The sequence below is a fragment of the Hohaiivirga grylli genome, assembly GCF_039655745.1.
Classification (GTDB): Bacteria; Pseudomonadota; Alphaproteobacteria; order Rhizobiales; family Beijerinckiaceae; genus Hohaiivirga; species Hohaiivirga grylli.
In genome coordinates, this window is record NZ_JBBYXI010000002.1 from 794,274 (window position 1) to 817,445 (window position 23,172).

The 23,172-nt window shown below is 51.2% G+C and carries 36 protein-coding genes; all 36 read right to left on the reverse strand.

Annotated features, from left to right (window positions below; translation table 11 throughout):
* Positions 1 to 41 precede the first annotated feature (41 nt).
* On the reverse strand, positions 42 to 1,574 hold the full coding sequence (locus tag WJT86_RS07985; protein ID WP_346337014.1) for an acyl-CoA carboxylase subunit beta: 1,533 nt from the start codon (positions 1,572 to 1,574) through the stop codon (positions 42 to 44).
* A 164-nt stretch (positions 1,575 to 1,738) separates the two neighbouring features.
* Complete coding sequence (locus tag WJT86_RS07990) at positions 1,739 to 2,521, reverse strand: ATP12 family chaperone protein (RefSeq protein ID WP_346337015.1); 783 nt, start codon at positions 2,519 to 2,521, stop codon at positions 1,739 to 1,741.
* A gap of 8 nt (positions 2,522 to 2,529) precedes the next feature.
* Complete coding sequence (locus WJT86_RS07995) at positions 2,530 to 3,204, reverse strand: HAD-IA family hydrolase (protein ID WP_346337016.1); 675 nt, start codon at positions 3,202 to 3,204, stop codon at positions 2,530 to 2,532.
* Positions 3,205 to 3,210: 6 nt separating this feature from the next.
* Positions 3,211 to 3,588 carry a hypothetical protein gene (locus WJT86_RS08000; RefSeq protein ID WP_346337017.1) on the reverse strand — a complete coding sequence of 126 codons (378 nt, stop codon included), beginning with the start codon at positions 3,586 to 3,588 and terminating at the stop codon, positions 3,211 to 3,213.
* A gap of 120 nt (positions 3,589 to 3,708) precedes the next feature.
* Entirely contained in the window at positions 3,709 to 4,956 is a 1,248-nt protein-coding gene (locus WJT86_RS08005; RefSeq protein ID WP_346337018.1) for an RluA family pseudouridine synthase, read from the reverse strand.
* 60 nt (positions 4,957 to 5,016) lie between these two features.
* Positions 5,017 to 6,330 (reverse strand): replication-associated recombination protein A, encoded by a 1,314-nt coding sequence (locus WJT86_RS08010; protein ID WP_346337019.1) that lies wholly within the window; start codon positions 6,328 to 6,330, stop codon positions 5,017 to 5,019.
* 78 nt (positions 6,331 to 6,408) lie between these two features.
* Positions 6,409 to 7,824 (reverse strand): DegQ family serine endoprotease, encoded by a 1,416-nt coding sequence (locus WJT86_RS08015; RefSeq protein ID WP_407066925.1) that lies wholly within the window; start codon positions 7,822 to 7,824, stop codon positions 6,409 to 6,411.
* Between the two features lie 153 nt (positions 7,825 to 7,977).
* Complete coding sequence (locus tag WJT86_RS08020) at positions 7,978 to 8,373, reverse strand: VOC family protein (protein ID WP_346337020.1); 396 nt, start codon at positions 8,371 to 8,373, stop codon at positions 7,978 to 7,980.
* A gap of 136 nt (positions 8,374 to 8,509) precedes the next feature.
* Positions 8,510 to 8,935 carry a 50S ribosomal protein L17 gene (gene rplQ, locus WJT86_RS08025; protein ID WP_346337021.1) on the reverse strand — a complete coding sequence of 142 codons (426 nt, stop codon included), beginning with the start codon at positions 8,933 to 8,935 and terminating at the stop codon, positions 8,510 to 8,512.
* Between the two features lie 38 nt (positions 8,936 to 8,973).
* The gene (locus tag WJT86_RS08030; RefSeq protein ID WP_346337072.1) at positions 8,974 to 10,005 is read right to left on the reverse strand and encodes a DNA-directed RNA polymerase subunit alpha; all 1,032 of its coding nucleotides are present in this window, start codon (positions 10,003 to 10,005) and stop codon (positions 8,974 to 8,976) included.
* Between the two features lie 74 nt (positions 10,006 to 10,079).
* Positions 10,080 to 10,469, reverse strand: a complete 390-nt coding sequence (gene rpsK / locus WJT86_RS08035; protein ID WP_346337022.1) for a 30S ribosomal protein S11 — start codon at positions 10,467 to 10,469, stop codon at positions 10,080 to 10,082.
* Between the two features lie 83 nt (positions 10,470 to 10,552).
* Positions 10,553 to 10,921: a 30S ribosomal protein S13 gene (gene rpsM / locus WJT86_RS08040; RefSeq protein ID WP_346337023.1), complete on the reverse strand. Its 369-nt coding sequence runs from the start codon at positions 10,919 to 10,921 to the stop codon at positions 10,553 to 10,555.
* A gap of 236 nt (positions 10,922 to 11,157) precedes the next feature.
* Positions 11,158 to 11,739 carry an adenylate kinase gene (locus WJT86_RS08045; protein WP_346337024.1) on the reverse strand — a complete coding sequence of 194 codons (582 nt, stop codon included), beginning with the start codon at positions 11,737 to 11,739 and terminating at the stop codon, positions 11,158 to 11,160.
* 91 nt (positions 11,740 to 11,830) lie between these two features.
* Positions 11,831 to 13,171 carry a preprotein translocase subunit SecY gene (gene secY, locus WJT86_RS08050; RefSeq protein ID WP_346337025.1) on the reverse strand — a complete coding sequence of 447 codons (1,341 nt, stop codon included), beginning with the start codon at positions 13,169 to 13,171 and terminating at the stop codon, positions 11,831 to 11,833.
* Positions 13,172 to 13,322: 151 nt separating this feature from the next.
* Positions 13,323 to 13,796 (reverse strand): 50S ribosomal protein L15, encoded by a 474-nt coding sequence (gene rplO / locus WJT86_RS08055; RefSeq protein WP_346337026.1) that lies wholly within the window; start codon positions 13,794 to 13,796, stop codon positions 13,323 to 13,325.
* 10 nt (positions 13,797 to 13,806) lie between these two features.
* The gene (gene rpmD, locus WJT86_RS08060) at positions 13,807 to 14,010 is read right to left on the reverse strand and encodes a 50S ribosomal protein L30 (protein WP_346337027.1); all 204 of its coding nucleotides are present in this window, start codon (positions 14,008 to 14,010) and stop codon (positions 13,807 to 13,809) included.
* 16 nt (positions 14,011 to 14,026) lie between these two features.
* Entirely contained in the window at positions 14,027 to 14,599 is a 573-nt protein-coding gene (rpsE, locus tag WJT86_RS08065; protein ID WP_346337028.1) for a 30S ribosomal protein S5, read from the reverse strand.
* A gap of 122 nt (positions 14,600 to 14,721) precedes the next feature.
* On the reverse strand, positions 14,722 to 15,084 hold the full coding sequence (rplR, locus tag WJT86_RS08070) for a 50S ribosomal protein L18 (RefSeq protein ID WP_346337029.1): 363 nt from the start codon (positions 15,082 to 15,084) through the stop codon (positions 14,722 to 14,724).
* A gap of 10 nt (positions 15,085 to 15,094) precedes the next feature.
* Positions 15,095 to 15,628, reverse strand: a complete 534-nt coding sequence (rplF, locus tag WJT86_RS08075; protein ID WP_346337030.1) for a 50S ribosomal protein L6 — start codon at positions 15,626 to 15,628, stop codon at positions 15,095 to 15,097.
* Positions 15,629 to 15,665: 37 nt separating this feature from the next.
* On the reverse strand, positions 15,666 to 16,064 hold the full coding sequence (rpsH, locus tag WJT86_RS08080) for a 30S ribosomal protein S8 (RefSeq protein ID WP_346337031.1): 399 nt from the start codon (positions 16,062 to 16,064) through the stop codon (positions 15,666 to 15,668).
* A gap of 14 nt (positions 16,065 to 16,078) precedes the next feature.
* On the reverse strand, positions 16,079 to 16,384 hold the full coding sequence (gene rpsN / locus WJT86_RS08085; RefSeq protein WP_346337032.1) for a 30S ribosomal protein S14: 306 nt from the start codon (positions 16,382 to 16,384) through the stop codon (positions 16,079 to 16,081).
* Between the two features lie 37 nt (positions 16,385 to 16,421).
* Positions 16,422 to 16,988: a 50S ribosomal protein L5 gene (rplE, locus tag WJT86_RS08090; protein WP_346337033.1), complete on the reverse strand. Its 567-nt coding sequence runs from the start codon at positions 16,986 to 16,988 to the stop codon at positions 16,422 to 16,424.
* Positions 16,981 to 17,298, reverse strand: coding sequence for a 50S ribosomal protein L24 (rplX, locus tag WJT86_RS08095; protein ID WP_346337034.1), 318 nt, complete (start codon positions 17,296 to 17,298; stop codon positions 16,981 to 16,983). Before rplX ends, rplE begins: the two co-directional genes overlap by 8 nt.
* Positions 17,298 to 17,666 carry a 50S ribosomal protein L14 gene (gene rplN / locus WJT86_RS08100; protein ID WP_346337035.1) on the reverse strand — a complete coding sequence of 123 codons (369 nt, stop codon included), beginning with the start codon at positions 17,664 to 17,666 and terminating at the stop codon, positions 17,298 to 17,300. Before rplN ends, rplX begins: the two co-directional genes overlap by 1 nt.
* 150 nt (positions 17,667 to 17,816) lie before the next feature.
* Positions 17,817 to 18,056, reverse strand: coding sequence for a 30S ribosomal protein S17 (gene rpsQ, locus WJT86_RS08105; protein WP_346337036.1), 240 nt, complete (start codon positions 18,054 to 18,056; stop codon positions 17,817 to 17,819).
* Between the two features lie 12 nt (positions 18,057 to 18,068).
* Positions 18,069 to 18,281: a 50S ribosomal protein L29 gene (gene rpmC, locus WJT86_RS08110; RefSeq protein ID WP_346337037.1), complete on the reverse strand. Its 213-nt coding sequence runs from the start codon at positions 18,279 to 18,281 to the stop codon at positions 18,069 to 18,071.
* A gap of 10 nt (positions 18,282 to 18,291) precedes the next feature.
* On the reverse strand, positions 18,292 to 18,705 hold the full coding sequence (gene rplP / locus WJT86_RS08115; protein WP_346337038.1) for a 50S ribosomal protein L16: 414 nt from the start codon (positions 18,703 to 18,705) through the stop codon (positions 18,292 to 18,294).
* Positions 18,706 to 18,728: 23 nt separating this feature from the next.
* Positions 18,729 to 19,439 (reverse strand): 30S ribosomal protein S3, encoded by a 711-nt coding sequence (gene rpsC / locus WJT86_RS08120; RefSeq protein WP_346337039.1) that lies wholly within the window; start codon positions 19,437 to 19,439, stop codon positions 18,729 to 18,731.
* A gap of 10 nt (positions 19,440 to 19,449) precedes the next feature.
* Positions 19,450 to 19,833: a 50S ribosomal protein L22 gene (gene rplV / locus WJT86_RS08125; protein WP_346337040.1), complete on the reverse strand. Its 384-nt coding sequence runs from the start codon at positions 19,831 to 19,833 to the stop codon at positions 19,450 to 19,452.
* A 2-nt stretch (positions 19,834 to 19,835) separates the two neighbouring features.
* Entirely contained in the window at positions 19,836 to 20,114 is a 279-nt protein-coding gene (rpsS, locus tag WJT86_RS08130) for a 30S ribosomal protein S19 (protein WP_346337041.1), read from the reverse strand.
* Between the two features lie 11 nt (positions 20,115 to 20,125).
* Positions 20,126 to 20,968 (reverse strand): 50S ribosomal protein L2, encoded by an 843-nt coding sequence (gene rplB / locus WJT86_RS08135; RefSeq protein WP_346337042.1) that lies wholly within the window; start codon positions 20,966 to 20,968, stop codon positions 20,126 to 20,128.
* Between the two features lie 20 nt (positions 20,969 to 20,988).
* Positions 20,989 to 21,285 (reverse strand): 50S ribosomal protein L23, encoded by a 297-nt coding sequence (locus WJT86_RS08140; RefSeq protein WP_346337043.1) that lies wholly within the window; start codon positions 21,283 to 21,285, stop codon positions 20,989 to 20,991.
* Complete coding sequence (gene rplD / locus WJT86_RS08145) at positions 21,282 to 21,902, reverse strand: 50S ribosomal protein L4 (RefSeq protein WP_346337044.1); 621 nt, start codon at positions 21,900 to 21,902, stop codon at positions 21,282 to 21,284. Before rplD ends, WJT86_RS08140 begins: the two co-directional genes overlap by 4 nt.
* Positions 21,902 to 22,636 (reverse strand): 50S ribosomal protein L3, encoded by a 735-nt coding sequence (rplC, locus tag WJT86_RS08150; RefSeq protein WP_346337045.1) that lies wholly within the window; start codon positions 22,634 to 22,636, stop codon positions 21,902 to 21,904. Before rplC ends, rplD begins: the two co-directional genes overlap by 1 nt.
* A 47-nt stretch (positions 22,637 to 22,683) precedes the next feature.
* Positions 22,684 to 22,992: a 30S ribosomal protein S10 gene (gene rpsJ / locus WJT86_RS08155; protein WP_346337046.1), complete on the reverse strand. Its 309-nt coding sequence runs from the start codon at positions 22,990 to 22,992 to the stop codon at positions 22,684 to 22,686.
* A gap of 61 nt (positions 22,993 to 23,053) precedes the next feature.
* Positions 23,054 to 23,172 (reverse strand): EF-Tu C-terminal domain-related protein (locus WJT86_RS08160; RefSeq protein ID WP_455429314.1); only part of this gene is annotated, 119 nt, incomplete at its 5' end.

The window sequence follows — 23,172 nt, forward strand, 5'->3', positions numbered from 1 at the left end:
ACCCTGAAGGTGCCGCTTTCCTTGAAGTAAAATAACTACCCTTACAAAGGCAGGTTATCATGCTTGCGCCAAGGCTTTTCAATCTGTTTGGAGCGCAACATCGCCAAGGCGCGTGAAATACGACAACGCGTTGAATGAGGCTTGATCACATCATCAATATAACCCCGCTCAGCCGCAACGAATGGCGACATAAAGCGTTCTTCATATTCGGCTGTGCGTTCGCTGATCTTTTGAGGATCATCAAGGTCAGAGCGGAAGATAATCTCAACGGCACCTTTTGCACCCATTACCGCAATCTGCGCAGATGGCCAAGCATAGTTGATATCACCGCCAATATGCTTTGATGCCATAACATCATAAGCACCACCAAAAGCCTTACGCGTAATGATTGTCACCAGCGGAACCGTTGCCTCGGAGTACGCAAACAACAGCTTAGCGCCATGCTTGATCAAACCACCGTATTCCTGTGCCGTTCCGGGAAGAAAGCCGGGAACATCAACAAATGTGATAATCGGAATATTAAAACCATCACAAAAACGCACGAACCGGGCAGCTTTTCGTGACGCATCGGCATCCAGAACACCAGCCAGCACCATTGGCTGATTAGCCACAATACCAACAGTCCGTCCTTCAATACGTGCGAAACCCGTTACAATGTTTTTGGCAAAGCTTTCCTGAATTTCAAAGAAATCCCCCTCATCAACAACCTTAAGGATCAGCTCCTTAATATCGTAAGGCATATTGGGATTCTCAGGAATGAGCGTATCCAGCGACATATCCATACGGTTTGGATCATCATAGCTCGGCCATTCTGGTGTGCCGTCAATATTGTTCTGTGGCAGGAAGTCCATGAAACGACGCATCTGCAACAACATTTCAATATCGTTGTCATAGGCACCATCAGCTACAGATGACTTGGAAGTATGAACTTTTGCCCCTCCAAGCTCTTCAGCCGTGACAGTTTCATTCGTTACTGTCTTGACCACATCAGGGCCGGTCACAAACATGTATGAGCGATCACGAACCATAAAGATGAAGTCAGTCATAGCTGGCGAATAAACGTCACCACCGGCACATGGGCCCATGATCAGGGATATCTGCGGAATAACACCGGATGCCAGAACGTTACGGCGGAAAACCTCACCATAACCACCCAGCGCTGCCACACCCTCCTGAATCCGGGCACCACCCGCATCAAACAGGCCAATGATAGGAGCTCGCATCCGCAGCGCCATGTCCTGAATTTTCATAATCTTCTGGGCATGTGTCTCAGAAAGCGAGCCACCAAAAACCGTAAAGTCTTTTGCAAAAATATAGATTGTACGCCCGTTGATTGTACCCCACCCCGTAACAACACCGTCACCCGGGATACGGCTACCGTCCATACCGAAATCAGAAGAGCGATGTTCGACAAACATATCAAACTCTTCAAATGTACCGGGATCAAGAAGAACCTCAATACGTTCTCTTGCCGTCAACTTGCCTCGGGAATGTTGGGCATCAATACGCTTTTGTCCACCACCCATGCGCGCAGATTCACGACGCAATTCCGCTTTTTCGAGGATATTCTTCATACGCTAGTCTCCACAAAGCCTGTTTTAAAGCTTTTCGTCAAATGCCGCGGGTCCTGACAAGACCATGGGTATATGGCTAACATCAGCGATACCCAGCGTATATCTGACCATAGTGGTAAATAGCGCTATTAAAAGCTAACCTAAATTATTAAGAAATAAGCATATCAAACTGATAAAGATTGAATAATTCTGGATGCAGCTAAAAAATCGCGTTCTCTAGACTTTCGACGAGTATGGGCCTCTGTATCAATGCCCCATACCTGTTCCTGGTAAAGCTCATCAATATGAGCAGCCTCCCATGCGGCTTCACTCGACAAGTGATTTCTGGCGTGTGCAAGGCTGATCAGAACAGACCCTGTCAGGGTTGTCATCACGTGTAATGCTGCCAGTGCCAATACAGACTCAAAGCCCCGAACCTCGTCACGAATAATATTCAGAGATACTTCTGGTTGCTCAACATGCATAACGCCTTCAGCCAGCAGGAAGCTCGCTCCTGATTTTTGCTGATGCCACTCCAGAACAGGATTCCATGCGGCCTGCTGCATCTCAACGAGACGCGCTGGCCCGTCTGACCGATACAGAACCAGATCTGAGCCTGCATAACGTACCATATCAGCAATAACTTCTTCTGGCCGATTAGCGACACCATCAAGAGTTGAATTCACGATACGTGTAAATGGCATCGTATCAGGATTGATTTCCTTCCCCTGAGACTGCCACTCCTGAGCAATAAGCTCTGCCAACTCCCGATTGGAAACCTGCAAGACATTACGCGCTGGCGTACGGGCTACTCTGCCATCAAGCTTGAGAACATACTCACTCCCCTCCAGAATAGCCTCAGCACGTTCATAAAAGCGTTTTGGAAGTGGATTGCTACTGGCTGCCCGGCGAACAACCTCGTTTAAATCTCGCTCTTCAGGTTCGTCCATAAAAGGAAACTGGCTCATATGTGCCCCTATTTACTCATCTGACCAGTAGCGATGAAACCATCAATGACCTGCCCTAAATCATGGCATGTATCAACGATAACCTGCGCACCTGTTTCAATCAGCTCAGAGGTCGGATGATACCCCCATGAAACACCAATAGTATTAACCCCAGCATTACATCCCATTTCAATGTCGTACGTTGTATCACCAATCATAACAACATCTGACGGGCTTGCCCCTGTTTCCTGCATCGCTTGCAAAATCATATCCGGATTAGGTTTTGACGGCGCACTGTCAGCTGTTTGAATTGTTGCAAAGAAATTCTGCCAGCCGTTTTTCTCTAAAATGTGGTTGACCCCACGACGGGCCTTACCTGTTGCCAAACCAATCATGACATCATCACGGCTTGATAACCGCTCAACCAGCTCCTTAGCCCCCTCAAAAAATGGGGACACAATCTCTTGGCTTGATCGATAGCCTATGATGGCATTCTTATAGCCTTCAACCATTTCAGAAATTGGGCCATCGCAGCCAACCAATGCTTCCATCGCGGCAGGCAATGACAGCCCCACAATTGAGAGGGCCTTTTCACGGGTTGGAGGCTCAATACCAACACTTTCATAAGCCTTAGTAATGGATGCAACAATAATATTCTGGCTGTCGATGAGCGTACCATCGACATCAAACAGGACAAGTTTCATAAGTTCTTATTTTCCGACTGGTGTATTAGTTGGCTGTGTGGGCTGCGGCTGAACAGACGGCTGCGGCATATTCTGACCCTGCTGATGCTTAGGAGGCGCAAACCCAAGTTCACAACGCCGAATGAACGCACGTCGCTCAACCCCTTTTAAGCCACGTTTAACAGCACGGGATTTGCAGATTTTATAGCTACGATCGTACTTCGACTTCTTGCCGGTTGTGACCGGAGCAGGCTGAGACACCGCCTTAGAAGGTTGAATCTGTGCTTTTGGGGATGACGTAGGAACCTGAACAGGCTGTGTCTGCGCAATCGCTCCCAAGGGAACGAACATACAGGCAGAGAACACAATACCGGATATAACAGGTAACATTTGGCGCGGTTTCATCATGCGTCCCTAATGTTTCACTCAGATTGTAATATATAAGGCAGACACAAGATAAAGAAAACTGTCAAAAGATTGGAAACTAAACCATCTTTCGAAGTTCAGATCATCCCAGCCTCCGGTTTACTCTTCTGGTGCATCAATAATCGGGTCATAACGCGTAGCATCAAGCCCCAAAAGATTGAAAGTCTGCTGCATGTGCGGTGGCAATGGTGCGCTGACATCAATTGCCTTCCCCGTCCGCGGGTGCGGAATAACAATACGGCGTGCCAGAAGGTGTAACTTATTCTGGATACCGCCCGGAAGCTCCCAGTTCTCAATATTGAAATACTTGGGATCACCGATAATCGGATGTCCAATATGGGCTGTATGGGCGCGAAGCTGGTGCGTACGCCCAGTAACAGGCTTGAGAGAGACCCACGCAAGTTTCTGTCCGACGTTATCAATAACAGCATAGTACGTCAGTGCATGGCTTGCACCATCATCACCGTGACGGGCCACCCGCATACGCGCATCGCCATTATCTGCAACTTCTTCACGAGCCAGATAAGTTGATATCCGCCCCTGAGAAACACGCGGCACACCCGCAATAATTGCCCAGTAAATTTTGCGAGCAGAACGCGACCGGAATGATTTTGCCAGAACCTGCGCTGCATAGCGGGTTTTAGCAATCACCAGACAGCCAGCCGTATCTTTATCAAGACGATGAACAAGACGCGGCTTCTCACCACTCTTGTCCCGCATAGATTCGAGAAGGCCGTCGACATGGCGGCGCATACCGGAGCCGCCCTGAACAGCAAGCCCCATTGGCTTATTGATGATCAGAACGTCTTTATCTTCATAAAGTGTGATGGACTCAAGAAATTCCCGATCACTTTGTTCGCGTGCAGCATTACGTGCAACGGGTTTTGGAGCCTCAAACTTCAAAGGAGGCACCCTGACCTGTTGTCCGGCAGCAAGACGATCATTGGCCTTAAAGCGCTTCATATCAACACGCAGCTCACCCTTACGGACAATACGCTGGATATGAGCAAAGGATAACTGCGGAAAACGGGCTGTCAGAAAACGATCCAGACGCATATCAGCCTCATCGGACGTGACAGTAAGCATCTGCACACCACTGACAAGTGTTTCCTGAGCAGCAGCTTTGATCTCAGCTTTTGTAAAAGCAGGCTTTTCTGCAGCAGGTCTTCCCTGACGCTCTGCTTGTGTACTACGGTTCGTTGCCGAACTCCGCTTGACATCCGCCTTCAGCCCAGACGAACGCGCACCAGAAGCACTTGCTCTAGTGTCTCGCGATTTCAGACTGCGAGAGCTTTTTGTAGGAGCTCCCTTTCCTACCCGTACCGGGCCTTTACGAACCTGTTTCATTTGGCTTGTTTATCACTGTTATGTACCGGATTGAAGGCGTCAAAACCGGGAATATTGCATTTAACGCTTCTTTTTGCGCTCAGCCCGCAGTTTTTCCCACCAACTAAGCCGTTTTATTATCTCACGTTCAAAGCCACGCTCAACCGGCGTATACAGATGCTGGCGCCCAAGTTTTTCTGGCCAGTAATCCTGCCCTGAAAAAGCATCTGGCTCATCATGGTCATAGCGGTAGCCATCACCATACCCAATCTCTTTCATCATTTTAGTGGGTGCATTCAAGATCGTCATTGGAGGCATCAGCGATCCCTTTTCCTTGGCAAGACGCTTGGCCTGAGCAAATGCCGTATAGATCGCATTGGATTTTGGTGCTGTTGCCAGATAGACAGCCGTTTGTGCCAAGGCCAGCTCTCCTTCTGGAGAACCGAGGAATTCAAAAGCGTCTTTAGCAGCATTGGCAACGACAAGAGCCTGAGGATCAGCCAAGCCTATATCTTCCACTGCCATACGGACCAGACGCCGCGCAATGAACAGCGGATTTTCGCCGCCATCAAGCATACGCGCCAGATAGTAAAGGGCCGCATCGGGGTCAGAGCCACGAATTGTCTTATGAAGGGCTGAAATCAGGTTATAATGCCCCTCCTGCCCTTTATCATAAATGGGGGCACGCCGCTGAATGATCTCCTGCAGCTTATGGGCATCAAAAATCTCATCAGGCTTTGCAGAGCGCCAGATTTCCTCAGCCAGCGTCAGTGATGCACGCCCATCACCATCTGCCATGCGCACCAGCATATCCCGTGCTTCATCATCAAGCGGTAGCGGCTTCCCGGTTACCTCTTCGGCACGGCGCAATAACTGATGTATGGCGTCTTCGTTCAGCGAATGAAAAACAAGAACACGTGCACGGGATAAAAGAGCAGCATTCAATTCAAATGACGGGTTCTCAGTCGTCGCACCAACCAGCGTGATTGTGCCATCTTCCATAACCGGTAAGAAGGCATCAAGTTGCGCCCTATTAAAGCGGTGTATTTCGTCAACAAACAGCAGGGTACCACGCCCACCCATGCGGCGGGCACGAGCAGTCTCAAACACCTTTTTAAGATCAGCAACACCAGAGAAAATAGCTGAGATCTGTTCAAATGCGAGATCGGTCTGGTCAGCCAGCAATCGCGCAACCGTTGTCTTTCCCGTGCCCGGGGGGCCCCAGAAAATCAGGGAGCCAAGCGATTTGCTTTCAATCAAACGTGTCAGAACACCATCCGGACCGACAAGGTGATCCTGCCCAACAACTTCGCCCAATGTTGACGGACGCAAGCGATCCGCCAAAGGACGGGGGACATTCTTATCCAGGCCTGATGTTTCAAAAAGATTACTCATAAGCTCAAGATAAAGCATTTATCACAATATAGGCAGTGAAAAATGCTTATTCCCCATCCTGTTAGCAGAATGACCTCCTTAGCGGAGAACGGTCACAAATTCACGGCCATTACGATTGACAACAATCTCCCACAAACGAGCCTCCTGAGATGTCGCTTGCTTGAGATCCTGAGTTGTTTTCATAGGCGTCCGGTTTATCGCGACAATGATATCGCCCTTCTGGAAACCAACACGATTTGCCGTGCTATTATCATCCGTCTCCAGAACCACGACACCGACTGCACTCGTATCCATATCCAGCTCGTCAGCGACAGCAGGTGACAGATTAGCAACAGTTGCACCCTGGAATGGAGAACGTCCTGTGATATTGATGGTATCACGGGCTGGAATTTCAGGCGGCGGCAGAAGCTTTACACTTTTCTCAAGCTGATCTTTCCCTCTCTGGAGGGTTAACTTGATATCGCCACCAGTACCTTTAAGGGCAAAGCGATAGCCAAAAGCTTCCATATCATCGATATTATGACCATCAACAGCCAGAATGACATCCCCACGCTTGAGACCTGCTTTCTCAGCTGGTCCACCAGGATTGAGATTAACAATCAGAGCTCCCATCGGACGATCAAGACCAATAGCCTCGGCCATCTCGGCCGAAACGGCCTGAAGCTTGGCTCCAAACCATGGACGGACAACAGCCTTGCCACCATTTTTGGCAGTCTGAACAACTGCCTTCACCATGCTGGTGGGAATAGCAAAACCGATACCGATTGAGCCACCAGAACGGGAATAGATCGCTGTATTGATACCAACCAGCTCACCCTTCATATTAATCAGGCCACCGCCGGAGTTTCCCGGATTAATGGCAGCATCTGTCTGAATAAAGAACTGGTAATCTGATACGCCAACCTGAGTTCTCGCCAAAGCAGACACGATCCCTTGCGTCACCGTCTGACCAACCCCAAACGGGTTGCCAATAGCGAGCACAAGATCACCGACCTCGAGATTCTCGGAATCCCCTAATTCAATAGCATGCAGGTTCTTGGCATCTTTCAAGCGAAGAATAGCCAGATCAGCACGTGGATCACGGAGGATAATTTCTGCATCAAACTCACGACGATCTGCCAGTGCGACCTTAACCGTCGTCATTCCTTCAATAACATGGTTATTGGTTACAACCAGACCATTGGCATCAACAATAACACCAGACCCCAGCGAACGCTGAACACGCTCCTGTGGCATCCCCGGCCCTCTATCACCAAAGAAACGACGGAAAAAATCATCCATGGGCATCGGGCGCGTTTTCTCAACACGTGTCCCGTAAACGTTTACGACGGCTGGTGACACCTGACGTACAACCGGAGCATAAGAAAGCTGAACCTGCACCTTGCTCTCAGGAACTGTTTTTTCCTGCGCTTTAGCTGGCAGTAATGCCATCAGGCCCATAAGCAGGCCGGCGCCAATCAATCCGGCAAAACGAGAGAAAGAAAATGAAGGCATGAAACTGTGCTCCGTATCCAGTTGCACTTGGAAAGAATATCTCTGGAAATAATAGCTTCCCACAACGAGTAAAAGCCCTGACAGAAAATAAAAAGGGTTAGCCCCAGAAAGCCTCTTCTGGGCGCCAACCCACTTCTCTACCTAATTATGTCGTTACTCAGGCAAATGACAGCAGCAACACAGCTTATTTCCATCCGGATCACGGACATAAGCCCCATAATAATTCGGGTGATAATGCGGCCTTAAACCGGGCGCCCCCTCGTCAACACCGCCATGGGCCATGGCAGCAGCATAAAAAACATCAACGGTTTTACGATTCTTGGCATTAAAGCCAATGGTGACACCATTACCAAAAGTAGCTGCCTCCTGATTATACGGCTTACCAAACCAGAAACGTGGCTGTTCATTATCCAACCCATACCCTGCCCATCCGTCTTCTGGCAGTGAAAAGGTACGTTTCAGTTCAAGCGCCTTCATCACCTCATCATAGAACTGGCAGCTTTTCTCAAAGTCCTTAGACCCAACTGTTACATGACTATACATTTTCATATTCCCTTAGTTTTCCAGATAGAAATCCTCTGGACCAAAAACGATCGTTCTCTATTTGTTCTACAAAAGGAAGAAAAATGCAAATAAAAAAGGCGACCTAAAGGTCGCCTTTCTAAAAGATATCAGGAGAAGCAGATTACGCAGCTGCGTTATCGACAACTTCTTCCTTCTGGGAAGGACCGGAATCCTGACCCTTTGCATCGACATCGCGGTCAACGAACTCAATGACTGCAAGCGGTGCATTATCGCCATAACGGAAGCCTGCCTTCATGATGCGGCAGTAACCACCATTGCGCTCTTTGTAGCGCGGGCCAAGGACATCAAACAGCTTGCGGACCATAGCCATGTCACGCAGTTCTGCAATAGCCTGACGACGGGCATGCAGATCACCACGCTTACCGAGTGTGATCAGCTTTTCGACGACAGGACGAAGATCCTTTGCCTTAGGCAGAGTTGTTGTAATCTGCTCATGTTTAATAAGAGCAGCGCACATGTTAGCGAACATCGCCTTGCGGTGTTCTGCTGTGCGGTTGAAGCGGCGGCCTCTGAAACCGTGACGCATGGTTATATTCCTCTTTATTTAGGCGGCCATGCGGCCGATCAATAATGCTCTTCGAAGCGCTTTGCCAGATCTTCGATGTTCTCTGGCGGCCAGCCAGGTACATCCATACCCAGATGGAGGCCCATGGAGGCCAGCACTTCTTTGATTTCGTTGAGCGACTTGCGGCCGAAGTTCGGAGTACGCAGCATTTCTGCTTCCGACTTCTGGATGAGGTCGCCGATGTAGACGATGTTGTCGTTCTTCAGGCAGTTTGCCGAGCGGACAGAAAGTTCCAGCTCGTCCACCTTCTTGAGGAGCGCAGGGTTGAATGGCAGCTGCGGCGCAGCAGCAACAGCCTCTTCCTTGCGTGGCTCTTCAAAGTTGACGAAGACAGACAGCTGATCCTGAAGAATGCGCGCAGCATAAGCCAGTGCATCTTCCGGAGAGATGGAACCATTGGTTTCAATGGTCATCGTCAGCTTATCGTAGTCGAGGTTCTGACCTTCACGTGTGCTTTCAACGCGGTAGGAAACCTGCTTAACCGGGCTGTAGAGGCTATCAACCGGGATAAGGCTGATTGGCGCATCTTCTGCACGGTTACGTTCGGCCGGGACATAGCCCTTACCTGTGTTGACCGTGAACTCCATACGGATCTCAGCACCCTCGTCGAGTGTGCACAGAACCAGTTCTGGGTTCAGAATCTCAACATCGCCAACAGCATTGATATCACCTGCTGTAACAACGCCGGGACCCGTCTTGCGCAATGTCATGCGCTTAGGACCCTCGCCCTGCATCTTAATGGCGATTGTCTTGATGTTAAGAATGATATCCGTCACGTCCTCACGAACGCCAGGGATAGATGAAAACTCGTGCAGAACGCCATCGATCTGTACTGATGTCACTGCTGCACCCTGCAGCGAAGACAGCAGTACGCGACGGAGCGCATTGCCGAGCGTTGTACCGAAACCACGTTCCAGCGGCCCAGCAACGACAGTTGCTACGCGTGCAGGATCGTCGCTCTGAGCTACGTCGAGCTTGTTCGGTTTAATCAGCTCTTGCCAATTCTTCTGGATCACAACCACACCTCTCAGGGTACCGGTTGAAAGGCTTGTTACCAAACCTTCAGGAAACACAAAGCGGAAGTTATCTTCCGCAGACGAACAAATTAGACGCGGCGACGCTTGCGTGGACGGCAACCGTTGTGCGGGATCGGAGTAACGTCACGGATGGAAGTTACTGTGAAACCAGCGGCCTGAAGAGCACGCAGTGCGGATTCACGTCCGGAACCTGGACCAGAAACCTCGACCTCAAGAGTACGCATGCCGTGCTCTGCAGCCTTGCGGCCAGCATCCTCAGCAGCAATCTGAGCTGCATAAGGTGTAGACTTACGGGACCCCTTGAAACCCATTGCACCAGCTGAGGACCACGAAATCGTGTTACCCTGAGCATCGGTAATGGTGATCATTGTGTTGTTAAACGACGCGTTAACATGTGCCACGCCGGAGACGATATTTTTACGTTCGCGGCGGCGGACGCGTGTCGCTTCTTTTGCCATAGTACTTAAATCCTTCAGACGCGCCCGTTATGCCAGGCGCTCGGGATGGAAAAGTCGCCTCCACAAAGAGGCGACGGGTGAAATTACTTCTTCTTGCCGGCGATAGCAACGGCCTTACCCTTACGGGTACGAGCGTTGGTATGTGTACGCTGCCCACGAACCGGAAGCTGACGGCGGTGACGGAGACCCCGGTAGCAACCCAGATCCATAAGACGCTTAATGTTCATGGAAACTTCACGACGCAGATCACCTTCAACGAGGTAATCACGGTCGATTGTTTCACGGATCTGAAGAACTTCCTGGTCGGTCAGCTGATTGACGCGACGTTCAGCTGGAATGCTGACCTTCTCGACAATTTCCTGGGCCTTCTTAGCACCAATGCCGTGAATGTACTGAAGCGCGATTACAACACGCTTCCCGGTCGGGATGTTAACACCTGCTATACGAGCCACTGCTCATCTCCATGTCTTCGGTCAAGAAAAATTCTTGAAACGGATAGTTAAAGTGCGCGCGTCCGGTGGAGGCCGGCCCTTGCGCGGTTTCCAATAAAAACAAGTCTTTCAGGCCCCTTCTGAGGCCATCCAGACCTGAATAGTCTTGGTTGAAGTGGTTCGGAATACCCTGAAACCCCTTCTACGTCAAGCCCTTTGGCTGATATCATCCCTCGCAGATGGTATCAGCCTTATGATCAAAGACCAAGAATCGTACGAACGGACTCGGTCACTTCATCAATCTGTTGCATTCCGTCCACTGACTTCAGCATATCCTTATTGGCGTAATGAGCCGACAATGGGGCAGTCTGGCGGTGATAGGCTTCAAGACGTGTCTTGAAGACTTCCGGATTGTCATCTTTACGGACAGGCTCACCACGGGCAGCCGTCTCTTCTGCTCTCTTAATGATACGCTCAACCAGCTTTGCTTCATCGACATCGAATTCGATAACAGCATCAAGATTCAGGTTTCTGCTTTTCAGAAGAGCCTCAAGCCCTTCAGCCTGCGCCACTGTCCGTGGGAAACCATCGAGAATAAAACCGTTTGTTGCATCAGATTCCTGAATGCGGTCCGCAATAATGCCAAGAACGATGTCATCAGAGACCAGATCTCCACGATCCATAACTTCTTTAGCTTTGATACCGATAGGAGTTTGAGCAGCAACAGCCGCACGCAGCATATCTCCGGTCGAAAGATGAGCAATGTTCAGTTCCTGAGCCAGACGAAGTGCCTGTGTCCCCTTACCTGCCCCTGGCGCACCGAGAAAAATAACGCGCATTGAATTAGCCTCGTAACAATACAAATCTGAAAAGTGAAACAGCCTATCTCAAAGAAGAAGCTCCAGCTTTAAGCTGGAGCTAACCTATCTCTTAACGACGGCGTGTGGAAGAGCCCCGCAGCTTAGCCTTTTTGACCAAGCCCTCATACTGGTGAGCCAGCAGATGCCCGTGAACCTGTGCCACCGTATCCATTGTCACGGAGACAACGATCAGAAGCGAAGTACCACCGATAGCCAACTGCTGGATATTGAAGGAAGCCATCACAATTTCTGGCAGAAGACAGATTGCGACCAGATAAGCAGCACCAACAACTGTAATACGTGTCAGAACCTTATCAATATATTCAGCTGTTCTGTCGCCTGGACGGATACCCGGAATAAAGCCGTTCTGCTTTTTCAGATTGTCAGCAGTATCCTTCGGATTGAAAACAATTGCCGTATAGAAGAAGGCAAAGAAAACAATCAGAAGCGCATAAGCCACCATGAACAACGGCTTACCATGGCCGAAATAGTAGCTCATACCAGCCAGAAAACCTGTGCCATCCGGATTTGCAAAGCTTGTGAACGTTGCAGGCAGAAGCAGCAATGAAGAAGCAAAGATCGGCGGAATAACGCCAGATGTGTTCAGCTTAAGCGGTAAGAAGGACGTCTGACCTTCATAAACCTTATTACCAACCTGACGGCGTGGATAATTGATCAAAAGGCGACGCTGCGCGCGCTCCATAAACACAACGAACGCAATAACAGCAACGGCCATTACCAGCATAAACAGGATGAGCGGCGTAGAAACAGCACCAATACGGCCCAGTTCAAGCAGTTTAGCCAAACCACCGGGGAGACCCGCGACAATACCTGTAAAGATGATCAGTGAGGAGCCGTTACCGATACCCCGGGCTGTAATCTGTTCGCCCAGCCAGACAACAAACATTGTACCGCCTGTAAGGGTTACAACTGTTGTCAGAGTAAAGAAGCCAGAGGAAAGATGCGAAACGCCACTGGAATAAAGCCCGATAGCAATACCCCAGGACTGCGCAACAGCCAGAACAACCGTCAGATAACGGGTGTACTGATTGATAACCTTACGCCCGGATTCCCCTTCCTTCTTGAGTGCTTCAAGAGAAGGCACAACAGAAGTCAGAAGCTGGATAATAATCGATGCCGAGATGTATGGCATGATGTTCAGGGCAAAGATGGCCATACGTTCAACAGCACCACCCGAGAACATGTTGAACAGACCAACAATTCCCTGTGAATTATTCTGGAACAAGCGAGCCAGAGAAGCAGGATCGATACCAGGAAGCGGAATATACGTTCCAAGACGATAGACAAGCAACGCGCCAAGAGTAAACCAGATGCGCTTTTTAAGCTCATCTGCCTTGGCAATTGCGCCGAAATTGAAATTTGATGCAATCTGTTCGGCTGCTGAAGCCATTGTTATTATCCCAATCTAATCTTTGCACTTTTAGAACGCACCAACATACAGATGCACTCAAAAAGAGCAATATGCTTAAGCGTACAAACGGCGGCACCGCATCTGTGACACGAGCCGCCGCTTGAATCATTACTTCAAGATAATGTGCGTATTACGCTTGCGCAACTGCACCGACGAGCTTGACTGAACCGCCAGCCTTTTCGATAGCAGCAACAGCAGACTTGGAAGCGCCATTAACTTCGAATGCAAGCTTGGCCTTCAGTTCGCCAACGCCAAGAATCTTGACGCCGTCAAGAGCCTTTGAGCAGATACCGGCTGCAACGAGAGCTGCATTGGTAATTGCGGCGCTCTTGTCGAGCTTACCAGCGTCAATTGCTTCCTGAATACGGCCAACATTGACCTCGTTCAGGTGAACAGCGTTTGGCTTGTTAAAGCCACGCTTTGGCAGACGACGGTGCAAAGGCATCTGACCGCCTTCGAAGCCTTTAATGGCAACGCCGGAACGTGAGGTTTGACCCTTCACACCACGACCACCTGTCTTACCCTTACCGGAACCGATACCACGGCCAACACGCATACGTGCCTTTGTGGCGCCTTCGTTATCACGAATAGAATTAAGTTTCATATCGCCCTCCTCAGTGCCCGTCGACAACACGCACGAGGTGCTTGACCTTTTCGATCATACCACGAACTTCCGGGGTGTCCGGCAGTGTCGAAGTACGGCGAATCTTATTGAGCTTGAGACCAATCAGCGTCTGGCGCTGCTTGGCTTCACGACGGATTGGAGAACCAGTCTGCTCAACAGTGACTGTTTTTGTAGTGGCAGGTTTCTTAGCCATTGTCTAAGCCTCCCGCTTACGCATCTGAACCGGCTGCATCAGCATCGCCAGCACCTGGACGACGGCTCTGCAGAACCGATACCTTCAAGCCACGACGTGCGGCAACCGAACGTGGGCTATCTTCATTCTTCAGCGCGTCAAATGTTGCACGCACCAGGTTGTAAGGATTGGAGGAACCAATCGACTTGGCAACAACGTCCTGCATGCCAACAGTTTCGAAAACTGCACGCATTGGACCACCAGCGATGATACCTGTACCCTGTGGAGCTGCACGCAGTACAACTTTACCAGCACCCCAGCGACCACGAACATCGTGGTGCAATGTGCGGCCTTCACGCAGAGCAACGCGGATCATAGAACGCTTTGCAGCGTCTGTGGCCTTGCGGATTGCTTCTGGAACTTCGCGTGCTTTACCGTGACCGAAACCGACTCGACCCTTCTGGTCACCAACGACAACCAGTGCGGCGAAGCCGAAACGACGACCACCCTTAACAACTTTAGCGACGCGGTTGATATGTACCAACCGATCTACGAACTCGCTGTCACGCTCTTCGCGTTCAACGCGCTCTTTATTAGGTCCTCTTGCCATATTTTATCCGTTTTGACTTACGCGGGGCTCCCCGCTCGCTTCGGAAGGTTTCCTTAGAAACCCGTTTCGGGTGTGCACGTCACCGTCCACACCCGTTTCTCATTTAACCGGTAAACCGATTATTAGAATGTCAGGCCACCTTCACGGGCGCCTTCGGCCAAAGCCTTGACACGACCATGATAGATGTAACCGGAACGGTCGAAGACCACTTCCTTGACACCGGCCTTAACAGCGCGTTGTGCTACGAGCTCACCGACCTTGACAGCTGCTTCGACTGTTGCACCAGTCTTCAGCTTGCCACGGAGATCCTTTTCCAGTGTTGATGCGGCAGCCAGTGTACGGCCTTCAACATCATCAATAATCTGGGCATAGATCTGCTTCGAAGAGCGGAAAACCGACAGACGAGGACGTCCATTAGCGGCTTTCTTAATAGCCCGGCGCACACGCGCCTTACGGCGGTCGGCAACTTCAGATTTCTTAGCCATTGCGCGGTCCTTACTTCTTCTTACCTTCCTTGCGGAAGATGAATTCGTCGGCATACTTCACGCCCTTGCCCTTATAAGGCTCAGGCTTGCGGTATTCACGAATCTCGGCGGCAACCTGACCAACCTGCTGCTTGTTAATACCAGCAACAATAATTTCGGTTGGCTTTGGCGTGGTAATTGTAATACCTGCCGGAATTTCGTAGTCGACATCGTGGCTGTAACCGAGCGAAAGCTTCAGGACCTTGCCTGCAACTGCTGCCCTGTAACCAACACCATTGATTTCAAGTTTTTTCTCAAAACCCTGGGAAACGCCTGTTGCCAGATTTTCAATCATGGAACGGGACATACCCCATTTGGCACGTGCCACTTTGCTATCGTCACGCGGATCGACCTTGATCTCTCCGTTTTCGAAAACGACTACAACTTCTTCAGGAACGACGAATGAAAGCTCACCCTTCGAACCTTTAAATTTGACCAACTGTCCGTCAACTGTGGCCGTCGCACCAGACGGCACCGAGACGGGTTTTTTACCAATTCGAGACATTTCTCGATTCTCCCGTGGTTGTTCCGTGCGTTAAGCCTTAGAAGACCTTACAGAGCACTTCGCCGCCGACATTCTTCTCTCTGGCTTCATGATCAGCCATAACACCCTGCGGCGTAGAGATGATTGTAATACCAAGACCGTCAGAAACGCGTGGCATTGTGTCAACGGATGAATAGACGCGACGACCTGGCTTGGAAACGCGCTGAATAGAGCGAATAACCGGCTGTCCGTCGTAGTACTTCAATTCAATATCGAATTCCGTCCGGCCATTACCGAAGTCAACCGCAGAATAATCACGGATGTAACCTTCAGTCTTCAGCACATCAAGAACACGTGCACGAAGCTTGGAGCCAGGAGTGGAAACGCGTCCGCGACGGCGCATCTGCGCGTTACGGATACGGGTGAGCATATCGCCCAATGGATCGCTGATAGACATATATCCGCCTCCCCTTACCAGCTCGACTTGACGAGGCCAGGAATCATCCCGGTTGAGCCAAGTTCGCGAAGGGCAATGCGGGACATGCCCAGTTTACGGTAGTAGGCGCGCGGCCGACCAGACACTTCGCAACGATTGCGAATACGTGACGGGCTGGAGTTGCGCGGCAACTCAGCAAGCTTCAGGCGAGCTTCGAAACGCTCTTCCATCGACTTGCCTTCATCGTTGGCAATTGCCAACAGGCGAGCACGACGGCCAGCATATTTCTTCACCAGCTGCTTGCGGTGATTGTTTTTTTCAATCGAACTTTTTTTAGCCATTATATCTCTCCGGTGTCCGCGTTTGAGAACACTGTTCTCACTGCCGGAACGGGAAGTTGAAGTGCCGCAGAAGAGCACGGGCTTCGTCATCGGTCTTTGCAGTGGTGCAAACGATGATGTCCATACCCCAAACCTGCTCGACCTTGTCGTAGTTAATTTCAGGGAACACAATGTGCTCCTTCATGCCAAGGGCATAGTTACCACGACCGTCGAATGACTTCGGATTAAGACCGCGGAAGTCGCGAACGCGCGGAAGCGCGATTGTGACCAAACGATCCATGAATTCGAACATACGCGTATTGCGCAGTGTCACCTTACAACCCAAAGGCATGTCTTCGCGAACCTTAAAGGTCGAAATAGCCTTACGGGCCTTTGTGATCACTGGCTTCTGACCGGCGATGAGAGCCATATCAGCAGCAGCAACGGAAGCTTTCTTGGAGTCAGCTGTAGATTCGCCAACACCCATGTTCAGAACGATCTTTTCGATCTTCGGAACTTCCATCGGGTTCTTGTAACCGAATTCTTCAATCAGCTTTGGACGCACTACTTCTTCGTAATGCTTCTTAAGCCGCGGCGTATAGCCGTTCTTTGCAGCCTCAGCCATCGATCAGATCTCCCGAACGCTTAGCAAAACGAACTTTGCGTCCATCTTCCAAAATCTTGAAACCAACCTTGGTTGGCTTTCCATCCTTGGGATCAGCAACAGCGATATTAGACAGGTGAATCGGGCTCTCCTTGGAGATGATTCCGCCTTCCTGATTGGCTGTCTGCTTCTGGTGACGACGAACGATGTTGACACCACGAACGAGTGCCTTTTCATCCTTCGGAATCACACGGATTACTTCACCGGTCTGCCCTTTGTCGCGACCAGCCAGAACAACGACCTTGTCGCCCTTCTTAATCTTCGCGGCCATTACAGCACCTCCGGTGCAAGTGAGATGATCTTCATGTGGTTTTTAGCGCGAAGTTCACGAGGAACCGGGCCAAAAATACGTGTTCCGACCGGCTCTTTCTGAGCATTGATCAGAACTGCAGCATTGCGGTCGAAACGAATCACAGAGCCGTCAACACGACGGATGTCTTTCGCGACACGAACGACGACTGCCTTCATGACATCGCCCTTCTTCACACGACCACGTGGAATTGCTTCTTTAACTGACACCACGATGATGTCTCCGACGGAAGCGTACTTACGCTTTGAACCGCCGAGAACCTTGATGCACATCACGCGACGTGCGCCGGAATTATCGGCGACGTCTAGATTCGTCTGCATCTGGATCATGGCTTGATCCTTTCCTTGTTTCAGACAGGTTTCCAGTCACTACCGGACTACGCCTGACGGGAATCTCTCGTTCCCAGCCTCTAAATCAGCGAAAGGCGGCCTTGGACGGCCGCCCTGCGCGCATATCCCTACTCGACTTCGAAGAAGAAATCAAGCCTTGGGAGTTTCAACCAAGATCCAAGTCTTAAGCTTGGAGATTGGTTTGGTCTCTTCAATAGAAACCAGATCACCGACCTTAGCGACGTTGTTCTCGTCGTGGGCATGGTAATTCTTTGTACGACGCACTGTCTTTTTGAAGAGCGGGTGCGTGAAACGGCGTTCGACCTTAACAACGGCAGTCTTATCCTGCTTGTCGCTAACAACGACGCCCTGCAGTATGCGCTTCGGCATCTTTGATCCCCTTTAGGATTTGGCCGGAACGGCTTTTTGCCGCTGCAGCGTCTTCACACGGGCAACGTCCTTACGGACAGAGCGAACGCGTGCTGTGTTTTCAAGCTGACCAGTTGCACGCTGGAAGCGCAGGTTGAACTGCTCTTTCTTCAGCTTCAGCAACTCGTCACCTAACTGGTCGACCGTCAAGGCCTTGAGATCAGAGCGTCTCTGAGTTTCTTTCATAGCGCCCACCTCACTCTGCGATACGCTGGATGAAACGTGTACGAATTGGCAGCTTAGCAGCTCCTAAACGGAGAGCTTCGCGAGCAACTTCTTCGGACACACCATCAATCTCGAACATGACACGGCCTGGCTTAACCCGGGCTGCCCAGTAATCTGGAGAACCCTTACCGCTACCCATACGGACTTCGGTTGGTTTAGAACTGACCGGCAGATCAGGGAAAATGCGGATCCAAACACGACCAACACGCTTCATTGCACGAGTAATCGCACGACGAGCGGCTTCGATCTGACGAGCATTTACACGCTCTGGCTCCATAGCCTTCAGACCGAACTGGCCGAAGTTAAGATCCGTACCGCCCTTGGCCACACCATGGATGCGACCTTTGAACTGCTTACGGAATTTCGTCTTCTTTGGTTGCAGCATGGCGAACCTTCCTCAAACCTTTCTCAAGCCTGGGCCGCTTGTTCGCGGCGACCACCAGCTGAGCGGCCTTCTTCATTCATGCGCTTGTCCTGAGCCATTGGATCGTGCTCGAGAATTTCGCCCTTGAATATCCAGACCTTAATACCACAGGCACCATAGGTGGTGAATGCCGTTGCTGTACCATAATCGACATCCGCACGCAGTGTGTGCAGCGGAACGCGACCTTCACGGTACCACTCGAGACGAGCGATTTCAGCACCACCAAGACGACCTGAACAGTTGATACGAATACCTTCTGCGCCAAGACGAATGGCTGACTGAACAGCACGCTTCATGGCACGACGGAAGGCAACGCGGCGTTCAAGCTGCTGTGCAATCGATTCTGCCACCAGAGTAGCGTCGATTTCCGGCTTGCGGACTTCAACGATATTAATGGTGATCTCAGCATCAGTCAGTCTTGCGACGGACTTACGCAGCTTCTCGATGTCTGCACCCTTCTTGCCGATGACAACACCCGGACGAGCCGAATGAATTGTAACACGGCACTTCTTGTGCGGACGTTCAATGACGATCTTCGACACAGCTGCTTGTTTCAGCTGCTTCAAAAGAGCCTCACGGATCGCAAAATCCTCGTGGATCAACTTGGCGTATTCGCCTTTGTTGGCGAACCAACGGGAATCCCACGTCCGGTTAATACCGAGGCGAAGACCGATCGGGTTTACTTTCTGACCCATCTGGTACTCCTTAAGCCTGTTTAGCGGCGGCTTCACGAACCACGATGGTGAGGTTCGCGAAGGGCTTCATGATGCGGGAACCACGACCGCGAGCGCGGGCATGGAAGCGCTTCATTACAAGCGCCTTGCCGACAAACGCCTGAGCAACAACCAGATCATCAACGTCGAGATTATGATTATTCTCGGCATTAGCGATGGCGCTCTGCAGGCACTTACGGACGTCGGTAGCGATACGCTTACGAGAGAACTCGAGATCGGCAAGAGCGGTTGCAACCTTCTTACCACGAATCAACTGCGCGACGAGGTTAAGCTTCTGGGGGCTAATGCGGATCATACGCAGAACTGCGCGAGCCTCATTATCAGCCAGAGCACGAGGAGTAGATGTCTTAGCCATGCTTATCTCCTCTTTGCTTTCTTATCCGCTGCGTGACCAGGGAAATTGCGGGTTGGTGAAAATTCACCAAACTTATGACCGACCATTTCCTCGTTCACGGAGACGGGAATGTGCTTCTGTCCATTGTACACACCAAAGGTGAGACCAACGAACTGCGGTAGGATCGTGGAGCGACGGCTCCAGATCTTGATGACCTCATTGCGGCCCGACGAACGAGCAGCCTCGGCCTTCTTGAGGAGGTAGCCGTCTACAAACGGACCCTTCCAAAGCGAACGTGCCATGACGTGCCCTCTTAGCCCTTCTTCTTCCGAACGTGGCGGCTGGTGATAATGAACTTATCAGTGCGCTTGTTCGAACGAGTTTTCTTGCCCTTAGTCGGAATACCCCAAGGGGTAACCGGGTTACGACCGCCAGAGGTACGACCTTCACCACCACCGTGTGGGTGATCGATCGGGTTCATCGACACGCCGCGGTTATGCGGACGGCGACCAAGCCAGCGGCTGCGACCGGCTTTACCGATCGACGTGTTCATATGGTCTGGGTTGGAAACAGCACCAACAGTTGCATAGCACTGGCCATGCACAAGACGCTGCTCACCGGAGTTCAGACGGACTGTAACATAACCCTGATCGCGACCAACGATCTGAGCATAAGTACCAGCTGAACGAGCCAGAGCACCGCCACGACCGATCTTCAGCTCCACGTTGTGGATGATCGTTCCAACCGGCATGTTACCGATTGGCATTGCGTTGCCAGGCTTAATATCAACCTGTGTGCCCTGCACGACCTTATCGCCAACAGCAAGACGCTGCGGAGCAAGGATGTAGGACAGATCACCGTCTTCATAGCGAACGAGCGCAATGAAGGCTGTGCGATTTGGGTCATACTCGATTCTCTCGACAGTAGCGACCATGCCTTCTTTGCCACGACGCTTAAAGTCGATATTGCGAAGAACGCGTTTATGTCCACCACCGCGGAAACGAACCGTTACACGACCGTTGTTGTTACGACCACCCGAACTGCTCTTGCCTTCGGTGAGTGTCTTGACCGGCTTACCCTTATAGAGCTCGCTGCGATCAACAATCACCAACTGGCGCAGGCCCGGTGTGATCGGTTTGAAAGTCTTCAAAGCCATCGAATCACTCTCCTACCTGCTCACAGCCCGGTCGTCACATCAATCGTTTGACCTTCTTCAAGGGTAACGATTGCTTTTTTGACGTCAGACCGTTGTCCACGCATACCGCGGAACACTTTAACCTTGCCCTTGGTTACGAGCGTGTTAACGCTCTTAACTTTTACGTCGAACAACTTCTCAACCGCTTCTTTAATCTGCGGCTTTGTTGCTGTTGCGGCGACCTTAAAGACAACCTTGTTCTGCTCTGAGAGCAGAGTTGCCTTTTCGGTGATAACCGGGCTCTTGATTACATCATAAAGGCGCGGATCCAAATTCATTTGAAGCGCGCCTCCAGCGCATCTACTGCATCCTTGGAAAGCACAAGCTTTTCACGACGCAGAATGTCGTAAACGTTGATACCCTGAACCGGCAGAACATCCACATTAGGAATGCTACGAGCGGCCAGATCGAAATTCAGTTCGACGTCAGCACCTGTGATGATCAAGGCGCTCTGAAGACCGAGCTTGTTAAAGCGTTCGATCAGAGCCTTGGTCTTTGGCTCGGCCAGCTTCACATCATCGACGATGATCAGGGAAGCATCTTTAGCCTTTGCCGACAGGGCGTGTTTCAAAGCAAGCGCACGGATCTTCTTAGGAAGATCATGAGCATGGCTACGAACAACCGGACCGAATGCACGTCCACCGCCGCGGAACTGCGGAGCAGAAGCTGCACCGTGGCGAGCATTACCCGTACCCTTTTGCTTATAAAGCTTCTTGGTTGTACGAGCGATGTCCGAACGGTTCTTCACGGCGTGCGTACCGGCCTGACGCTTTGCGAGCTGCCAGCGAACGCAACGCTGCAGAAGATCAGCGCGTGGCTCGAGACCGAAAATGGCCTCATTGAGCGTGACCGACCCGGCTTTTTTGCCGTCAAGCGTGGTGATATCTAATTTCATCACGCATTCTCCTCAGCTTGCGCAGGCTCTGCAACCGGTGCCGGAGCAGAAGCTTCACCCTGTGCACGGAACTTACCGGGCATAGGAGCTTCCTTCGGCAGCGACCGCTTTACAGCGTCGCGCACAAAAATCCATCCACCAGCAACGCCTGGAACAGCGCCTTCGACAAGGATGAGACCACGTTCGACGTCGGTTTGTACAACACGCAGGTTCTGCGTTGTTACACGTTCGACACCCATGTGACCTGGCATCTTCTTGTTCTTGAAGGTCTTGCCCGGATCCTGACGACCACCGGTAGAACCGATCGAACGGTGCGAAACAGACACACCGTGCGATGCACGAAGACCACCGAAATTCCAGCGCTTCATACCACCGGCAAACCCCTTACCTGTTGAGGTGCCCGTCACATCGACGAACTGACCGACAACAAAGTGGTCTGCAGTGATTTCAGCTCCGACCGGAATGACCGCATCTTCAGAGACGCGGAACTCGGCAAGCTTCTGCTTTGGCTCAACCTTAGCGACCGCGAAGCGACCACGTTCAGCCTTGCTGACATTCTTCACCTTGGCTCTACCAACACCGACCTGCAGTGCAGTATAACCGTTCTTTTCCATGGTACGATGGGCGACCACTTGACACTGATCGACCTTCAGAACCGTTACCGGAATATGTTCGCCCGCTTCTGTGAAGATGCGGGTCATTCCGACCTTTTGCGCGATGACGCCTGAGCGCATGAGCGAATCCTCTCGGCGTGTTCAACCGATGCCCTAAACCTTGCGGCTTAGAGCTTGATTTCCACATCCACACCAGCGGCGAGATCGAGCTTCATAAGAGCATCAACCGTCTGCGGTGTGGGATCGACGATGTCGAGAACACGCTTGTGCGTGCGCATCTCGAACTGTTCCCGCGACTTCTTGTCGATGTGCGGGGAGCGAAGTACCGTATAGCGTTCAATACGCGTCGGCAGCGGGATTGGCCCGCGAACCTGAGCGCCGGTCCGCTTCGCCGTCGAAACGATTTCTCGTGTCGACGCATCGAGGATGCGGTGATCGAACGCTTTCAGGCGAATACGGATATTATGACCGTTCATGAATAATTCCTGTCAAAAAAGGTGCAGTAGCGGTGCAACTGCACCTCTTTGAATTGAACTCTTACTCGACGATAGCGGCGACGACGCCGGCACCGACGGTACGACCACCTTCACGGATAGCGAAGCGGAGCTTCTCTTCCATAGCGATCGGAACGATCAGCGAAACGTCGACGGTGACGT

Excerpts from the sequence above, each read along its gene's own strand:
- WJT86_RS07985 (WP_346337014.1), bottom strand. The coding sequence starts at position 1,574 with ATGAAGAATATCCTCGAAAAAGCGGAATTGCGTCGTGAATCTGCGCGC.
- WJT86_RS07990 (WP_346337015.1), bottom strand. The coding sequence starts at position 2,521 with ATGAGCCAGTTTCCTTTTATGGACGAACCTGAAGAGCGAGATTTAAAC.
- WJT86_RS07995 (WP_346337016.1), bottom strand. The coding sequence starts at position 3,204 with ATGAAACTTGTCCTGTTTGATGTCGATGGTACGCTCATCGACAGCCAG.
- WJT86_RS08000 (WP_346337017.1), bottom strand. The coding sequence starts at position 3,588 with ATGAAACCGCGCCAAATGTTACCTGTTATATCCGGTATTGTGTTCTCT.
- WJT86_RS08005 (WP_346337018.1), bottom strand. The coding sequence starts at position 4,956 with ATGAAACAGGTTCGTAAAGGCCCGGTACGGGTAGGAAAGGGAGCTCCT.
- WJT86_RS08010 (WP_346337019.1), bottom strand. The coding sequence starts at position 6,330 with ATGAGTAATCTTTTTGAAACATCAGGCCTGGATAAGAATGTCCCCCGT.
- WJT86_RS08015 (WP_407066925.1), bottom strand. The coding sequence starts at position 7,824 with ATGCCTTCATTTTCTTTCTCTCGTTTTGCCGGATTGATTGGCGCCGGC.
- WJT86_RS08020 (WP_346337020.1), bottom strand. The coding sequence starts at position 8,373 with ATGAAAATGTATAGTCATGTAACAGTTGGGTCTAAGGACTTTGAGAAA.
- rplQ (WP_346337021.1), bottom strand. The coding sequence starts at position 8,935 with ATGCGTCACGGTTTCAGAGGCCGCCGCTTCAACCGCACAGCAGAACAC.
- rpsK (WP_346337022.1), bottom strand. The coding sequence starts at position 10,469 with ATGGCAAAAGAAGCGACACGCGTCCGCCGCCGCGAACGTAAAAATATC.
- WJT86_RS08045 (WP_346337024.1), bottom strand. The coding sequence starts at position 11,739 with ATGCGCGTTATTTTTCTCGGTGCGCCAGGGGCAGGTAAGGGGACACAG.
- secY (WP_346337025.1), bottom strand. The coding sequence starts at position 13,171 with ATGGCTTCAGCAGCCGAACAGATTGCATCAAATTTCAATTTCGGCGCA.
- rplO (WP_346337026.1), bottom strand. The coding sequence starts at position 13,796 with ATGAAACTTAATTCTATTCGTGATAACGAAGGCGCCACAAAGGCACGT.
- rpmD (WP_346337027.1), bottom strand. The coding sequence starts at position 14,010 with ATGGCTAAGAAACCTGCCACTACAAAAACAGTCACTGTTGAGCAGACT.
- rpsE (WP_346337028.1), bottom strand. The coding sequence starts at position 14,599 with ATGGCAAGAGGACCTAATAAAGAGCGCGTTGAACGCGAAGAGCGTGAC.
- rplR (WP_346337029.1), bottom strand. The coding sequence starts at position 15,084 with ATGGCTAAGAAATCTGAAGTTGCCGACCGCCGTAAGGCGCGTGTGCGC.
- rplF (WP_346337030.1), bottom strand. The coding sequence starts at position 15,628 with ATGTCTCGAATTGGTAAAAAACCCGTCTCGGTGCCGTCTGGTGCGACG.
- rpsH (WP_346337031.1), bottom strand. The coding sequence starts at position 16,064 with ATGTCTATCAGCGATCCATTGGGCGATATGCTCACCCGTATCCGTAAC.
- rpsN (WP_346337032.1), bottom strand. The coding sequence starts at position 16,384 with ATGGCTAAAAAAAGTTCGATTGAAAAAAACAATCACCGCAAGCAGCTG.
- rplE (WP_346337033.1), bottom strand. The coding sequence starts at position 16,988 with ATGGCTGAGGCTGCAAAGAACGGCTATACGCCGCGGCTTAAGAAGCAT.
- rplX (WP_346337034.1), bottom strand. The coding sequence starts at position 17,298 with ATGGCCGCGAAGATTAAGAAGGGCGACAAGGTCGTTGTTCTGGCTGGT.
- rplN (WP_346337035.1), bottom strand. The coding sequence starts at position 17,666 with ATGATCCAGATGCAGACGAATCTAGACGTCGCCGATAATTCCGGCGCA.
- rpsQ (WP_346337036.1), bottom strand. The coding sequence starts at position 18,056 with ATGCCGAAGCGCATACTGCAGGGCGTCGTTGTTAGCGACAAGCAGGAT.
- rpmC (WP_346337037.1), bottom strand. The coding sequence starts at position 18,281 with ATGAAAGAAACTCAGAGACGCTCTGATCTCAAGGCCTTGACGGTCGAC.
- rplP (WP_346337038.1), bottom strand. The coding sequence starts at position 18,705 with ATGCTGCAACCAAAGAAGACGAAATTCCGTAAGCAGTTCAAAGGTCGC.
- rpsC (WP_346337039.1), bottom strand. The coding sequence starts at position 19,439 with ATGGGTCAGAAAGTAAACCCGATCGGTCTTCGCCTCGGTATTAACCGG.
- rplV (WP_346337040.1), bottom strand. The coding sequence starts at position 19,833 with ATGGCTAAGACATCTACTCCTCGTGCTCTGGCTGATAATGAGGCTCGC.
- rpsS (WP_346337041.1), bottom strand. The coding sequence starts at position 20,114 with ATGGCACGTTCGCTTTGGAAGGGTCCGTTTGTAGACGGCTACCTCCTC.
- rplB (WP_346337042.1), bottom strand. The coding sequence starts at position 20,968 with ATGGCTTTGAAGACTTTCAAACCGATCACACCGGGCCTGCGCCAGTTG.
- WJT86_RS08140 (WP_346337043.1), bottom strand. The coding sequence starts at position 21,285 with ATGAATTTGGATCCGCGCCTTTATGATGTAATCAAGAGCCCGGTTATC.
- rplD (WP_346337044.1), bottom strand. The coding sequence starts at position 21,902 with ATGAAATTAGATATCACCACGCTTGACGGCAAAAAAGCCGGGTCGGTC.
- rplC (WP_346337045.1), bottom strand. The coding sequence starts at position 22,636 with ATGCGCTCAGGCGTCATCGCGCAAAAGGTCGGAATGACCCGCATCTTC.
- rpsJ (WP_346337046.1), bottom strand. The coding sequence starts at position 22,992 with ATGAACGGTCATAATATCCGTATTCGCCTGAAAGCGTTCGATCACCGC.